11 protein-coding genes are annotated in these 14,925 nt (G+C 32.4%); 9 read left to right on the top strand and 2 right to left on the bottom strand.

The window, feature by feature from the left end:
* Positions 1–73: 73 nt before the first annotated feature.
* The 6 genes from SHK09_RS09660 (at position 74) to ftsY (ending at position 10,685) form a co-directional block, all read left to right on the top strand.
* On the top strand, positions 74–7,306 hold the full coding sequence (locus SHK09_RS09660) for a BspA family leucine-rich repeat surface protein (RefSeq protein WP_319810567.1): 7,233 nt from the start codon (positions 74–76) through the stop codon (positions 7,304–7,306).
* Positions 7,307–7,504: 198 nt separating this feature from the next.
* Positions 7,505–8,746 (top strand): competence/damage-inducible protein A, encoded by a 1,242-nt coding sequence (locus SHK09_RS09665; protein WP_319810568.1) that lies wholly within the window; start codon positions 7,505–7,507, stop codon positions 8,744–8,746.
* Between the two features lie 90 nt (positions 8,747–8,836).
* Complete coding sequence (gene rpmB, locus SHK09_RS09670; RefSeq protein WP_100945862.1) at positions 8,837–9,076, top strand: 50S ribosomal protein L28; 240 nt, start codon at positions 8,837–8,839, stop codon at positions 9,074–9,076.
* A 27-nt stretch (positions 9,077–9,103) separates the two neighbouring features.
* The gene (gene rpmG / locus SHK09_RS09675) at positions 9,104–9,286 is read left to right on the top strand and encodes a 50S ribosomal protein L33 (RefSeq protein ID WP_077809620.1); all 183 of its coding nucleotides are present in this window, start codon (positions 9,104–9,106) and stop codon (positions 9,284–9,286) included.
* Between the two features lie 52 nt (positions 9,287–9,338).
* The gene (locus tag SHK09_RS09680; RefSeq protein WP_319810569.1) at positions 9,339–9,491 is read left to right on the top strand and encodes a DUF4295 domain-containing protein; all 153 of its coding nucleotides are present in this window, start codon (positions 9,339–9,341) and stop codon (positions 9,489–9,491) included.
* A 240-nt stretch (positions 9,492–9,731) separates the two neighbouring features.
* Positions 9,732–10,685, top strand: a complete 954-nt coding sequence (ftsY, locus tag SHK09_RS09685; RefSeq protein ID WP_319810570.1) for a signal recognition particle-docking protein FtsY — start codon at positions 9,732–9,734, stop codon at positions 10,683–10,685.
* A 93-nt stretch (positions 10,686–10,778) separates the two neighbouring features.
* Here the strand turns inward: ftsY and SHK09_RS09690 are convergent, their stop codons facing one another.
* Both SHK09_RS09690 and SHK09_RS09695 read right to left on the bottom strand, forming a co-directional pair.
* Entirely contained in the window at positions 10,779–10,928 is a 150-nt protein-coding gene (locus SHK09_RS09690) for a hypothetical protein (protein WP_319810571.1), read from the bottom strand.
* Between the two features lie 216 nt (positions 10,929–11,144).
* On the bottom strand, positions 11,145–11,267 hold the full coding sequence (locus SHK09_RS09695) for a hypothetical protein (protein WP_319810572.1): 123 nt from the start codon (positions 11,265–11,267) through the stop codon (positions 11,145–11,147).
* Between the two features lie 106 nt (positions 11,268–11,373).
* Between SHK09_RS09695 and SHK09_RS09700 the strand changes: the two genes are divergently transcribed.
* The 3 genes from SHK09_RS09700 (at position 11,374) to rimO (ending at position 14,883) form a co-directional block, all read left to right on the top strand.
* Positions 11,374–11,568: a hypothetical protein gene (locus SHK09_RS09700; protein WP_319810573.1), complete on the top strand. Its 195-nt coding sequence runs from the start codon at positions 11,374–11,376 to the stop codon at positions 11,566–11,568.
* A 198-nt stretch (positions 11,569–11,766) separates the two neighbouring features.
* A complete protein-coding gene (locus SHK09_RS09705; RefSeq protein WP_319810574.1) occupies positions 11,767–13,407 on the top strand; it encodes an amidase family protein in 1,641 nt (546 codons plus the stop codon).
* 123 nt (positions 13,408–13,530) lie between these two features.
* Positions 13,531–14,883 carry a 30S ribosomal protein S12 methylthiotransferase RimO gene (gene rimO / locus SHK09_RS09710; protein ID WP_319810575.1) on the top strand — a complete coding sequence of 451 codons (1,353 nt, stop codon included), beginning with the start codon at positions 13,531–13,533 and terminating at the stop codon, positions 14,881–14,883.
* The last annotated feature ends 42 nt before the right edge of the window (positions 14,884–14,925 follow it).

Consider the following 14,925-nt stretch of genomic DNA (forward strand, 5'->3'; position numbering starts at 1 on the left):
AAAAATTACTCTCGTTACTATTAACGGGTTTATATAAACGGACTTTAGTTTTAAGATTCGTAAAACCACTATTATGTTTAAATTATTTTCATATTTATTAGCCTACAAAACCAATTTGAAACCACTGTTTAGTTTGTTTTTTATATTGATTTCCGTTACAATATTTGGGCAATTAACTGCTATTCCAGATGCTAGTTTTGAGCAAGCATTAATTGACAATGGTAATGATATCGGCCCTGTAGATGGTTTTGTGCCTACTGTAAACATTAATAGTATTACAACTCTAAATGTTCCTTCGGCTACCATAGGTGATTTAACAGGTATTGAAGATTTTATAGCTTTACAAGCTTTGTACTGCCAATACAATAACCTAACAACGCTTGATTTATCAAATAATACACAACTAAAAACTATAAACTGCTATGGCAATAGCTTAACATCTCTTGATTTTAGTAGTAATACCTTCCTTGAAATGCTAAATTGTTACAACAACCAACTTACAAGCATAAACGTAACTAACAGCCCAGATTTAACTGTATTAAAAGCCTTTGGAAATGGTTCGCTACAATCGATAGACGTAACAAATAACAGAAAATTAATAGAATTAGAAGTACAAAATTGCAATATTACCGCTATTGATGTAACTCAATGTCCACTACTTGAAGAATTAGGATGTGGAGGTAATCCTTTATTAACAAGTCTCAATTTAGAGTACAACCCAGTACTAGATTATCTTAGTTGTTCATATACAGGTATCACAAATTTAGATGTTACCTATAATCCCATTTTAACAACAATTGACGTACAATCAAATGCAATTACTGCGATGGATTTTACACAAAATACCCTGCTAAAAAAATTATATGTTAGAAATTGTAATTTTTCATCACTAGATCTTTCTGCCAATACTGCTTTAGAAACTTTAGATTGTCAGGTAAACAACCTAACCAGTTTAGACTTGCAAACCAATGTTGCTTTAAAAACTTTAAATTGCCATGTAAATAATATTGCAGATATAGATGTAAGCTTAAACACCGAACTCAAATATTTAAGTTGTCATCAGAATAACATGAATACCTTAAAGGTTGCATCTGGTAATTCATTGGAAACCGTCTTATGTTACGAAAACAACTATACAAGCTTAGACTTTTCTCAAAATACAAGCTTAGGTCGATTACGAATTCAAAACAGCCCGCTAATTGAAAGTGTAAATCTTAGAAATGGTAATAACACTGCGATGGACCGCGTAGATTTTTATGCAGACAATTGCCCTAAACTTAGTTGCGCAATTGTAGATAACAAGACCTATAGCACTAATGAATGGACCCGTGTTGATGATACTTTAACCTTTATAGAAAATCAAACCGAGTGTGATGCTTTAACAGAATCATTCATTACCACTTGGCAAACCACAGCTCCTAACGAGAGTATTACCATACCAACCTTTCCTTCAGAAACTTATAATTACACTGTCGATTGGGGAGATGGATATACAACTACAGAAACCGGAGATGCTACTCATATTTACACAACCGCAGGGAACCAAACCGTGAGTATTAGTGGTGTTTTTCCTCGTATATATTTTAATAATACAGGCGATAAAGAAAAAATAATCTCAATTGACCAATGGGGAATTCAAGTATGGACTTCTATGGCGCAAGCATTTAGAGGTTGTACTAATTTGGTAGGACTAACAATTCCTGCTGATAAACCGATACTTTCTAGTGTTACTGATGCAACTAGGATGTTTTATGGTTGTACTTCTTTTAATCAAAATATTGGTAATTGGGATGTTAGTACTCTACAAAACATGAATTCTATGTTCGCTTTTACTTCTGCTTTTAATCAAGATATTGGTGGATGGAATGTAGGTGCAGTTAAAAACATGGCTTCTATGTTTCAAGATGCAACTGCTTTTAATAAAGATATAAGTAATTGGAATGTATCTGAGGTTACTACAATGTATTCTATGTTTAGTCGCGCTACTGCCTTTAATAATGATAACACAGCACTAACTTGGGCTAACGTTACTAGTACATCAAAAGTAACTACTATGGAATTGATGTTTAGAGGTGCTGCTGCATTTAACCAAAACATAAGTAGTTGGAATGTTTCTTCTGTAGAGAATATGAGTAACATGTTTGATAGAGCAACGATTTTTAATAATGATGGTGTTGCATTAACTTGGATTAGTGGTACGGGTACTTCAAAAGTTACCAATATGTCTACAATGTTTGAAAGAGCAGTGGCATTTAATCAAGATATAAGTAGTTGGAATGTGTCTGAGGTTGCTAATATGAACTACATGTTCAATCGTGCTACAGCATTTAATAACGGAGGTACAGCCTTAACTTGGACTAATGGAACTGGTACATCAAAGGTTAGGGAAATGAATGCTATGTTTAGTGATGCAACTGTATTTAATCAAAATATTAGTAGTTGGAATGTGTCTGAGGTTGTTGTAATGAATAATATGTTTACAGATGCCACATCTTTTAATCAAGATATTAGTAGTTGGAATGTGTCTAAAGTTACAAACATGAATTCAATGTTTTATGGTACTACTGATTATAATAATGACGGGCAACCATTAACTTGGACGAATGGTACTGGTACAATGAATGTTACCAGAATGAACTTTATGTTTCGTAATGCTGAAGCCTTTAACCAAGATATTAGCACTTGGAATGTTTCTCAGGTTGAAGGAATGGCAAATATGTTTGAGAGCTCAATAAAGTTTGATCAAAATTTAGAAAATTGGACTATTAGTAGCTTAACAAATGCGAATCTAATGTTTAAAGACGCGAAACTTTCAACAGAAAATTATGATAAATTACTAATAAGCTGGAGTTCACAAACATTAAATGCGGGCGTAGTATTTAGCGGTGGTAATAGTAATTATTGTGCCGGAGAAGCTGCAAGATTAAGTATGCAATCTGTTCCTTCAAATTGGACAATTAGTGATGCTAGTTTAGATTGCCCAACGCCTAGTCTAGACGATTTTGTTACCACTTGGAAAACTACAAGTCCAAACGAAACGATTACCATACCAACGTTTACTGGAGAAACATATAATTATAGTGTTGATTGGGGAGATGGTTTTACAAACACTTACAATACAGCAATTGCTCCAATACACACCTATGCAACAGCAGGTAACCAGACAATACGAATTAGCGGAAATTTTCCGCGTATTTATTTTAATAATGGTTTATCTAACGGAGTAGACAAAGACAAAATACTATCAGTAGACCAATGGGGAAGCCAAGTTTGGACTTCTATGGAAAAGGCTTTCTATGGTTGTAGTAATTTAGAAGGGCTAACAATTCCTTCTGATAAACCAAACCTGTCTAGTGTTACAGATATGTCTTCAATGTTTTCTGCAGCAACTAACTTTAACCAAAACATCAGCGATTGGGATACGTCTACAGTAGATAATATGCAATCTATGTTTTGGGGAGCCAATAAGTTTAATCAAGATATTTCTACCAAATTATCTGGGGCTTGGAATACATCTGCTGTTAAAAATATGAACAAGATGTTTCGATCTGCATCAGACTTTAATGGCAATATTGGTAATTGGGATACTTCTAATGTAAAAGATATGGAAGAGATGTTCAGCGCGGCAGTGGCTTTTAATCAAGATATTGGTAGTTGGGATACTTCTAGTGTTGTGTCTATGTCAGATATGTTTTCCGCTGCAAAATCCTTTAATGCTGATATAGGTAATTGGAATACTACTGCTGTTAGAAATATGGAATATATGTTTTTTGGTGCCTTAGCATTTAATCAAAATATTTCTACTAAAGCATCTGGTGGTTGGAATGTTTCTGCAGTAACTAATATGAAAGAAATGTTCCGTAATGCAATCTTATTTAATGAAAATATTGGCAATTGGAATACTTCTGCTGTTCAAACTATGCATAGAATGTTTATGGGAGCTACTGTTTTTAATCAAAATCTCGGTACTTGGACTATTGTTAGTTTAACAGATGCCCATTTTATGTTTCTTGGTTCTGCACTTTCTATAGAAAATTACGATCCATTACTTATAGGTTGGCAAACTCAACCACATAACAATAACGTTAAATTTAGCGGCGGAAGTAGTAAATATTGTGCTGGAGAATCTAACAGAGATCTTTTAACAGGAACAGATGGTTGGGATATTTCTGATGGAGGAAAAGATTGCTCTACTATATGCGTAAAGCCCACAGAACCAACAGGAATTGAATGTTGGGAAACCAATACTTGGGACGTTGCAACATGTAAATGGATTACAAGTGGAACGCAACCTATAGAACCAACATCAATTGAATGTTGGGAAATCAATACTTGGGATGTTGCCACTTGTCAATGGATTACAAGCGGAAACCAACCAGTAGCACCAACAGGAATTGAATGTTGGGAAATCAATACTTGGGATGTTGCCACTTGTCAATGGATTACAAACGGAAATCAACCAATAGCACCAACATCAATTGAATGTTGGGAAACCAATACTTGGGATGTTGCCACTTGTCAATGGATTACAAGTGGAAACCAACCAGTAGCACCAACAGGAATTGAATGTTGGGAAATCAACACTTGGGATGTTGCCACTTGTAAATGGATTACAAGTGGAAATCAACCTATAGAACCAACAGGGATTGAATGTTGGGAAATCAATACTTGGGATGTTGCCACTTGTCAATGGATTACAAGCGGAAACCAACCAGTAGCACCAACATCAATTGAATGTTGGGAAATCAATACTTGGGATGTTGCCACTTGTCAATGGATTACAAGCGGAAACCAACCAGTAGCACCAACAGGAATTGAATGTTGGGAAACTAATACTTGGGACGTTGCAACTTGTCAATGGATTACAAGCGGAAACCAAACAGTAGTACCAACAGGAATTGAATGTTGGGAAACCAATACTTGGGATGTTGCAACTTGTAAATGGATTACAAGTGGAAACCAACCAGTAGCACCAACAGGAATTGAATGTTGGGAAATCAACACTTGGGATGTTGCCACTTGTAAATGGATTACAATTGGAAATCAACCTATAGAACCAACAGGGATTGAATGTTGGGAAATCAATACTTGGGATGTTGCAACATGTAAATGGATTACAAGTGGAAACCAACCAGTAGCACCAACAGGAATTGAATGTTGGGAAATCAATACTTGGGATGTTGCCACTTGTCAATGGATTACAAGCGGAAATCAACCAATAGCACCAACATCAATTGAATGTTGGGAAATCAATACTTGGGATTTTGCAACTTGTAAATGGATTACAAGTGGAACGCAACCTATAGAACCAACAGGAATTGAATGTTGGGAAACCAACACTTGGGATGTAGCCACTTGTAAATGGATTACAAGTGGAAATCAACCTACAGCACCAACAGGGATTGAATGTTGGGAAATTAACACTTGGGATGTTGCCACTTGTAAATGGATTACAAGTGGAACGCAACCTACAGCACCAACAGGGATTGAATGTTGGGAAATAAATACTTGGGATGTTGCAACATGTAAATGGATTACAAGCGGAAATCAACCAATAGAACCAACATCAATTGAATGTTGGGAAACCAACACTTGGGATGTTGCAACATGTAAATGGATTACAAGTGGAACGCAACCTACAGCACCAACATCAATTGAATGTTGGGAAATCAATACTTGGGATGTTGCCACTTGTAAATGGATTACAAGCGGAAATCAACCAATAGAACCAACATCAATTGAATGTTGGGAAACCAACACTTGGGATGTTGTCACTTGTAAATGGATTACAAGTGGAAATCAACCTACAGCACCAACAGGGATTGAATGTTGGGAAATCAACACTTGGGATGTTGCAACATGTAAATGGATTACAAGTGGAACGCAACCTACAGCACCAACAGGAATTGAATGTTGGGAAATCAATACTTGGGATGTTGCCACTTGTAAATGGATTACAAGCGGAAATCAACCTATAGCACCAACATCAATTGAATGTTGGGAAATCAATACTTGGGATGTTGCCACTTGTAAATGGATTACAAGCGGAAATCAACCAATAGAACCAACATCAATTGAATGTTGGGAAACCAATACTTGGGATGTTGTCACTTGTAAATGGATTACAAGCGGAAATCAACCTATAGAACCAACATCAATTGAATGTTGGGAAACCAACACTTGGGATGTTGTAACTTGTAAATGGATTACAAGCGGAACGCAACCTACAGCACCAACAGGAATTGAATGTTGGGAAATCAACACTTGGGATGTTGCAACATGTAAATGGATTACAAGTGGAACGCAACCTACAGCACCAACAGGAATTGAATGTTGGGAAATCAACACTTGGGATGTTGCAACTTGTAAATGGATTACAAGCGGAAATCAACCAATAGAACCAACATCAATTGAATGTTGGGAAACCAATACTTGGGATGTTGCAACTTGTAAATGGATTACAAGCGGAAATCAACCTACAGCACCAACAGGAATTGAATGTTGGGAAACCAATACTTGGGATGTTGCAACTTGTAAATGGATTACAAACGGAAATCAACCAATAGCACCAACATCAATTGAATGTTGGGAAATCAACACTTGGGATGTTGCAACATGTAAATGGATTACAAGTGGAACGCAACCTACAGCACCAACAGGAATTGAATGTTGGGAAACCAATACTTGGGATGTTGCCACTTGTCAATGGATTACAACAGGAAATCAACCCATAAAACCAGCAAAAGTAAATTGTTGGGATGATTATCAATTCAATACAACCACTTGTCTATGGGAAAATAAAGGAATTGAACTATCATTATCAATAGAAGCTACAATTACTACCGAAGATTTTAGTGCAACAAATAACTCAATTATCATCAATATAGATAATCCGATAAATAACTATATATATTCTATTGATGGTGGAATCAATTTTGAAACATCTAATAAATTTTATAATTTGGATGCTGGAATTTATAACTTAGTAATTAAAAGCGATACACCTTGCGAGTCTAGTTTTTTTGAAACAGTTTCAATTTTAGATTTCCCTAAATTTTTCACGCCAAATGGAGATGGAATAAATGACACTTGGCAATTAAAAGGTGTAATACCTGAAAATTTTAAAGAAGTGCAAATTTTTAATCGATACGGAAATGTTTTAGCCGTTTTAAAAACAAGTAGTCAAACATGGAACGGGATTTTTAATGGTAAAAAACTTCCGCCTTCATCTTATTGGTTTGTTGCTATTTTAATTAAAGATGGTAAAGAATATCAAATTGCAAAGTATTTTTCATTGGTACGATAAATAGTCTGTGAAAATTATTTAGATGAGGTTCTGTAAAACAATACTTTAAAAAGAATGTTAGGAGACGAAATTTATTTTATTATTAGTCTAAAATAAGATGACAAAGTAGTAAATTTATAGTGTTGCAAAAGAGACTAATTTTAGTGAGAAATTTTGTAACTATTTTTAAATATTGTTACTTTAGAATCAAATTAAACAATGAACGCAGAAATTATAACCATAGGAGATGAAATTCTAATCGGACAAATTGTAGATACGAATTCACAATTTATTGGACAGGAGTTAAATAAGATAGGAGTTTCAGTATATCAAGTAACTTCTATTCAAGATGATGAGCAGCATATTCTAAACGCATTAAAAGAAGCACAAGAAAGAGTAGATATTGTTATTATAACAGGAGGTTTAGGTCCTACAAAAGATGATATTACGAAGAAAACAATTGCTAAGTTTTTTAATGATACTAAATTAATAGAATACCCAGAAGTTATAGAACATATTAAAGGAATGTTCAAGAAGATAAATCATCCCTTTAAAGAAATTCAAAGATACCAAGCACAATTACCATCTAAAGCAACTTTGTTAATGAATAATTTAGGTACGGCACCAGGAATGTGGTTTTATGAGAATAATACTGTCTTTGTGTCATTACCAGGGGTTCCTTATGAAATGAAAGGTTTAATTACCAATAAGGTTTTACCAAGAATTCAGAAGCAATTTAAACTGCCATTTATTATGCATAAAACAATTATGACATATGGTGCAGGAGAAAGCATGATTGCAGAAATAATAGAAGATTTCGAAAACAATTTACCACCTTATATTAAGTTGGCGTATTTACCTTCTTTTGGTAAAGTTAGATTGCGTTTATCTGCTAAAGGAGAAAACAAAGAAACATTAGAAAAAGAATTAGATGATAAGGTAGCTGCAATTTATCAGCTAATACCAGAAATTATTACAGGTATAGATGATGATAGTTCTTTAGAGAAAAAAGTAGGAGAGTTGCTAAAGAAAAGTAACAAAACAATAGCTACAGCAGAAAGTATTACAGGAGGTCAAATAGCCGCAAATTTGGTTTCTGTAGCTGGTGCATCTGCCTATTATAAAGGAAGCATAATAGCCTATTCTGCAGAAACTAAAGTAAGTTTATTAAATGTTTCTTTAGAAACAATAAAAACCCATACAGTTGTAAGTGAGCAAGTAGCGTTAGAAATGGCAAGAGGAGCCAGAGAAAAACTACAAACTAATTATGCAATTGCTGTAACAGGAAATGCTGGCCCAACAACAGACAAAACAGATAAAAGTATAGGCGTGGTTTTTATAGCTTTTGTTTCTAAAGAAAAAGAAATTGTACAAGAATTTAATTTTGGTCAACCAAGAGAAAAGGTAATAAATAGAACCGTAAGTAAGGCCTTAGAGATTTTACAAAAAGAAATTATTTAAAAATATGTGTAAAATTATTTTGTTCAGAATTAGATTTAGTTGTACATTTGCACCTCGTTTAGAGATAACACTATAAATACTGTCGAAAAGATGTCTAGAGTTTGTGAATTAACAGGTAAAAAAGCAATGGTTGGGAACAATGTATCTCACGCTTTAAATAGAACAAAGAGAAAGTTTGACGCTAATCTAATGACCAAGCGTTTTTTCATTCCAGAAGAAGATAAATGGATTACTTTAAAAGTATCTGCGTCTGCTTTAAAAAACATTAACAAGAAAGGAATTTCTGCAGTTATAAAAGAAGCGAGAGCTAACGGATTTTTAACTAAGTAAGTTCAAGCAGATTAAAATTATACAGAGATGGCAAAAAAAGGTAACAGAGTTCAAGTAATATTAGAATGTACAGAGCACAAAGCAACTGGTAAACCAGGTACTTCTAGATACATTACAACTAAGAACAAGAAAAACAGTCCTGATAGAATGGAGATTAAGAAATTTAACTCTATCTTAAACAAAATGACTGTTCACAAAGAAATTAAATAATTAATATATCTAGAACTCAGAAAAGAGCACATAGATTAAAAACATTTAGACAATGGCAAAAAAAACAGTAGCATCGTTACAAACATCTTCAAAAAGATTAAGTAAAGCGATCAAAATGGTAAAGTCTCCAAAAACAGGAGCTTATACATTTGTAGAATCGATTATGCAACCAGAAAAAGTAAGTGACTTTTTAGCTAAAAAGTAATATTTACTACATAAAATATTAAAAAACTACTTTCTAATTTTAGAAAGTAGTTTTTTTGTGTCTTAATATTACGTATTTTTGGGCGTTACCTAAAGGTCGCGCTTTCGGCAGTCGCTCTTTACAAGGAGCTTCAACAAAGCCTCTATCGCTAACGCAAAATGCATTTTAAGTGACAATTTGACCAAACCCAACAAATGGCACGTTTTTTAACGTATTCTTTGTATCGTATAAAATATAAAAATGAGTTTTTTTAAAAAAATATTTTCAAAAGAAAAAAAAGAAACATTAGACAAAGGTTTAGAGAAAACAAAAACTAACTTTTTTGACAAACTCTCTAAAGCTGTTGCAGGAAAATCTAAAGTAGATGATGATGTTCTAGATAATTTAGAAGAAATTTTAGTAGCTTCAGATGTTGGTGTAAAAACTACATTAAAAATTATTACAAGAATAGAAGCAAGAGTTGCTAGAGATAAATACGTTGGTACAGACGAATTAAATAAAATTCTTAGAGAAGAAATAGCAAGCTTATTGTCTGAAACAAATCTTGGTAATGAAACAGAATTTACAATACCAGAAGACAAGAAGCCATATGTAATAATGGTTGTAGGTGTTAATGGAGTTGGTAAAACAACTACTATTGGTAAGCTAGCGAGTCAATTTAAAAAACAAGGTTTAAAAGTAGTTCTAGGAGCAGCAGATACATTTAGAGCCGCAGCAATAGACCAGTTACAGGTTTGGGCAGATAGAACAGATGTACCTATTATTCGTCAAGAAATGGGTTCTGATCCTGCTTCTGTAGCATTCGACACGTTAACATCTGCAGTAAAACAAAATGCAGACGTTGTAATTATAGATACTGCTGGTAGATTGCACAATAAAGTTAATTTAATGAATGAATTGACAAAGATTAAACGTGTAATGCAAAAAGTAATAGTAGATGCACCACATGAAGTTTTGTTAGTTTTAGATGGCTCTACAGGACAAAATGCATTTGAGCAAGCAAAACAGTTTACGTTAGCAACAGAAGTTACTTCTTTAGCAGTTACTAAATTAGATGGTACTGCAAAAGGTGGTGTTGTAATTGGTATTTCAGATCAATTTAAAATACCTGTTAAATATATTGGAGTAGGAGAAGGTATAGATGATTTACAAGTTTTTAATAAACATGAGTTTGTAGATTCTTTTTTTAAATAGAGATACAAAATTATTTATATAAAAAAGACTCCTTTTACATTTGTGTAAAAGGAGTCTTTTTATTAATTACGGTTAGTGAATTATAATAGAGTTTTACTCTAAAATCCAATTTATTAAATCTTTTTCATCTACAATAGACCAAGAATGTGGATGCCTTTCTCCGTTTGCTCTATAACCTCTATTTTTTGTATTTATCAATTTAATATTATCACCTCCAAATTCAAGTGCTAATTTTTTAGACAATTTCTGAATATAATAAGCATTTAAATCATCTATATTATTTCTTCTTTCTTTGTTCCACCATTCTAAATCTGGTTCTGTATAAAGTCTTATTTTTAAGTTTTTTAAGTCTTCTAAATTATTTATATTTTCACTTTCAAAAGTATAAGGTGAATTTTCTTCATAATTTGAAATTCCGTCTCTAGGGTTTCCAAATTCATTTTCTAACAGCTTTATAATTCATTTCGATTCTTGAATAGAAACTTCTGAGAAATTTCGTTTTAAATTCTTTGTAGATGTTTTATGAAGGCCTAAAAGATCTATTGGAGAATCTACTATAAAAACACCTTTTGGCTTAATCAAACTTTTGGTTGTAATTAGATAGTTACTAATTAATAAGCTAACATTACCGCCACTAGAAAAACCACCGATAAATACATTTTCTACGAGTAAATTATTTTTTGATATTATGTTTGATAATTTTTCTGATAGTTTTTGTTTCTGGAATTTGTCTAAAAATAACGTCTTATTAAGATTCATTGCAAGAACAGAAATACTATTCTTTATACTAATTTCTTTAATTTTAAATTCTGAAAAAGTATTATCTGCATCACAAGGAAAACAAGGGAATAAAATTAATAACCTTTTTGGTTCTCAGCCTTAACTAAAGTGTAGTCTGCAGTTTGTATGATTTTAGATTTAAGTTTATTATTCTTGTTAAACTTTTCTTTACAAGAGATTAAAGTTAAAATTACAATAAGACTTAATAAAGTGAAATTTACTTTCATTTTGCTTTAGAATAAAATGGTTTTAATCTTAAAAGGTTAAAAACCTTATATTTGGTATAATTAAATACAATGTAATGAAAAAACTACTTTTATTAGGTCTTAGTCTCCTTATTTTATCTGCTTGTAGTGAAAAACAAGAAATTATATACTTTAAAAAATATAATGAAACAGCTAGTTTAGAGAAACAACAAAAGCACACTAACAAAAGAATGCAGTTTAAACTATTTCAATCTAAATATTTAGATATGAATACTGTTTTTAAACCTTTTAAGAACGATTTAGCTTCTTTTTCAGAAGAAAACTATTCTGCATTAAAACCTTTTATTTTAGAACAAGATATTCCTACGATTCAGAATAATATTAAAGAAGGAAAACTGACTTACGAAAAACTAACATTATTTTATTTATACAGAATTAGAAAATTTGAAAGTGATTCTACTAAATCTTTAAATAGTATTATTAGTTTAAATTCAAATGTTTTAAAAGAAGCAAGAGCAAGAGATAAAAATAGGCAAGAAAACTCTGAATATTCGATATACGGAATGCCTATTTTACTAAAAGATAATATTAATACGAATAACTTGCCAACAACTGCAGGTGCAATTGTATTGGCTGAAAATAAAAATATAGAAGATGCTTTTATAGTGGAAAAGTTGAAGGAAAATGGCGCATTAATTTTAGGAAAAGTAAATTTAAGTGAATGGGCTTATTTTTTCTGTTCTGGTTGTCCGTTAGGATATTCTGCAATTGGCGGACAAACTTTAAATCCGTATGGAAGAGGAATATTTGAAACAGGAGGAAGCTCTGCAGGAAGTGGTGTTACAGTTGCAGCAAATTTTGCAGTTGCAGCCGTAGGAACAGAAACTGCGGGTTCTATTACTTCTCCATCTAGTTTAAATTCTGTAGTAGGTTTAAAACCAACAATTGGTGTTCTAAGTAGAACAGGAATTGTACCCATTTCATCTACGTTAGATACACCAGGCCCCATGACAAAGAATGTTATAGACAATGCCATTTTTATGAATGCTATGCGTGGTTTTGACAAAAAAGATACTGCTTCAAAGAAAATAGCAGAAGATTATTTTCAGAATGGTTTTAAGCAAAAATTTGAAGGTAGAAAATTAGGTGTTCTAGTTCCTCTTTTGGCAGATTCTATTTATGCATCAACTATTAATAAATTAAGAAAAGTAGGAGTAGAGATTGTAGAAATTACGCCTCCAGAAATTTCTTTTAAGGGTTTTACAACTTTGCTTAATATAGATATGAAGCATGATTTACCCAAGTATTTATCTGAATTTGCAGATGAAAAATTAGAAGTAACATCTGTAAAAGACATTACACTATTTAATTTAAAAGATTCTGTTCTAAGAGCACCTTATGGGCAACAGTTATTTAACGGAATTATAGAGGATAAAACTACTTTAAAAGAATTAGCAATTATAAAAGAACAACTACATACAGAAGCAAAAAAATATTTTCAAATGTTAAAAGATGAGAATTTAGATGCTATTTTATCTATTAATAATTATCATTCTGGTTTTGCAGCGGTTGCTAAATACCCAACACTTACAATACCAATGGGCTATAAAAAGTCTGGAGAGCCAATTAGTTTAACATTTATTGGAGCTCCTTTTTCCGAAAGAAAATTATTAGAAATAGGGTATGCTTTCGAACAATTAACAAAAGTTAGAAAAATGCCTAAAAACTATCAATAGAAAGAATACCAATCATTTAAAAAGCACTATTTTTGCACTCGTTTTAATATTTGATAGATTTAAGACAATAAATAAAAGAATATACTGCTGAAAGCGAATAGCCAAAGGCAAAAAGATACAAATATGCGTACAAAAACCATCAAAAAAAATAAGATTAACGTTGTTACTTTAGGTTGTTCTAAGAACATTTACGATTCTGAAGTATTAATGGGACAGTTAAAAGCTAATGGAAAAGATGTTGTTCATGAAGATCCAGAAGATGATGGAAATATTGTTGTAATAAATACTTGTGGGTTTATTGGTAAAGCAAAAGAAGAATCTATAGATACTATTTTGCATTATGCTAAAAGAAAAGAAGCAGGAGAAATTGATAAAGTATTTGTTTCTGGTTGTTTAAGTGAACGTTATAAGCCAGATTTAGAAGCAGAAATAACAAATGTAGATCAATATTTTGGTACGCACGATTTACCAAATCTTTTACAAGCGTTAGAAGCAGATTATAAGCATGAGTTAATTGGAGAGCGTTTAACTACAACACCAAAGCATTATGCATATTTAAAAATTGCAGAAGGTTGTGATAGACCTTGTTCTTTTTGTGCAATTCCTTTAATGAGAGGAAAACACGTTTCTACACCTATTGAAGATATTGTTACAGAAGCAACAAAATTAGCAGCAAAAGGTATTAAAGAAGTAATGTTAATTGCACAAGATTTAACATACTACGGATTAGATATTTACAAGAAAAGAGCATTAGCAGATTTATTAGAAGCGTTGGCTAAAGTAGAAGGAATTGAATGGATTAGAATGCATTATGCTTTTCCTACAGGTTTTCCTATGGATGTTTTAGAAGTGATGAAACGTGAGCCTAAAGTATGTAATTACTTAGATATTCCTCTACAACATATTAATACAGAGTTGTTAAAGTCTATGAAACGTGGTACAACACATGAGAAAACTACTGCGTTAATTCATAAGTTTAGAGAAACGGTGCCAAAAATGGCTATTAGAACTACGCTAATTGTTGGGTATCCTGGTGAAACAGAAGAAATGTTTCAAGAGTTAAAAGATTGGATTGAAGAAATGCGTTTTGAGCGTATGGGAGCTTTCGAATATTCTCACGAAGAAAATACCGGAGCTTATGTTTTAGAAGATGATGTACCTGCAGAAGTTAAGTTTAGAAGAGTAAATGAGATTATGGAGATTCAGTCTCAAATTTCTTGGGAATTGAATCAAGAAAAAATAGGAAAAACATTTAGATGTTTATTCGACAGAAAAGATGGCGAGTTTTTCTACGGAAGAACAGAATCTGATTCGCCAGACGTAGATAATGATGTTATAGTAGATGCTAAAGAACATTATATTAAAGTTGGTGAGTTTATAGATATTAAAATTCACGAAGCTGGAGATTACGATTTATACGGAACACCGGTAACAAAAGTTGAAAAGCCTGTTTCTTTAAATCAAAAAAGAAAATAAATAATAAAAATCCTACTTTAAGTAGGATTTTTTTATACAAAT

It is taken from the genome of Polaribacter sp. PL03 (assembly GCF_033875165.1).
Classification (GTDB): Bacteria; Bacteroidota; Bacteroidia; order Flavobacteriales; family Flavobacteriaceae; genus Polaribacter.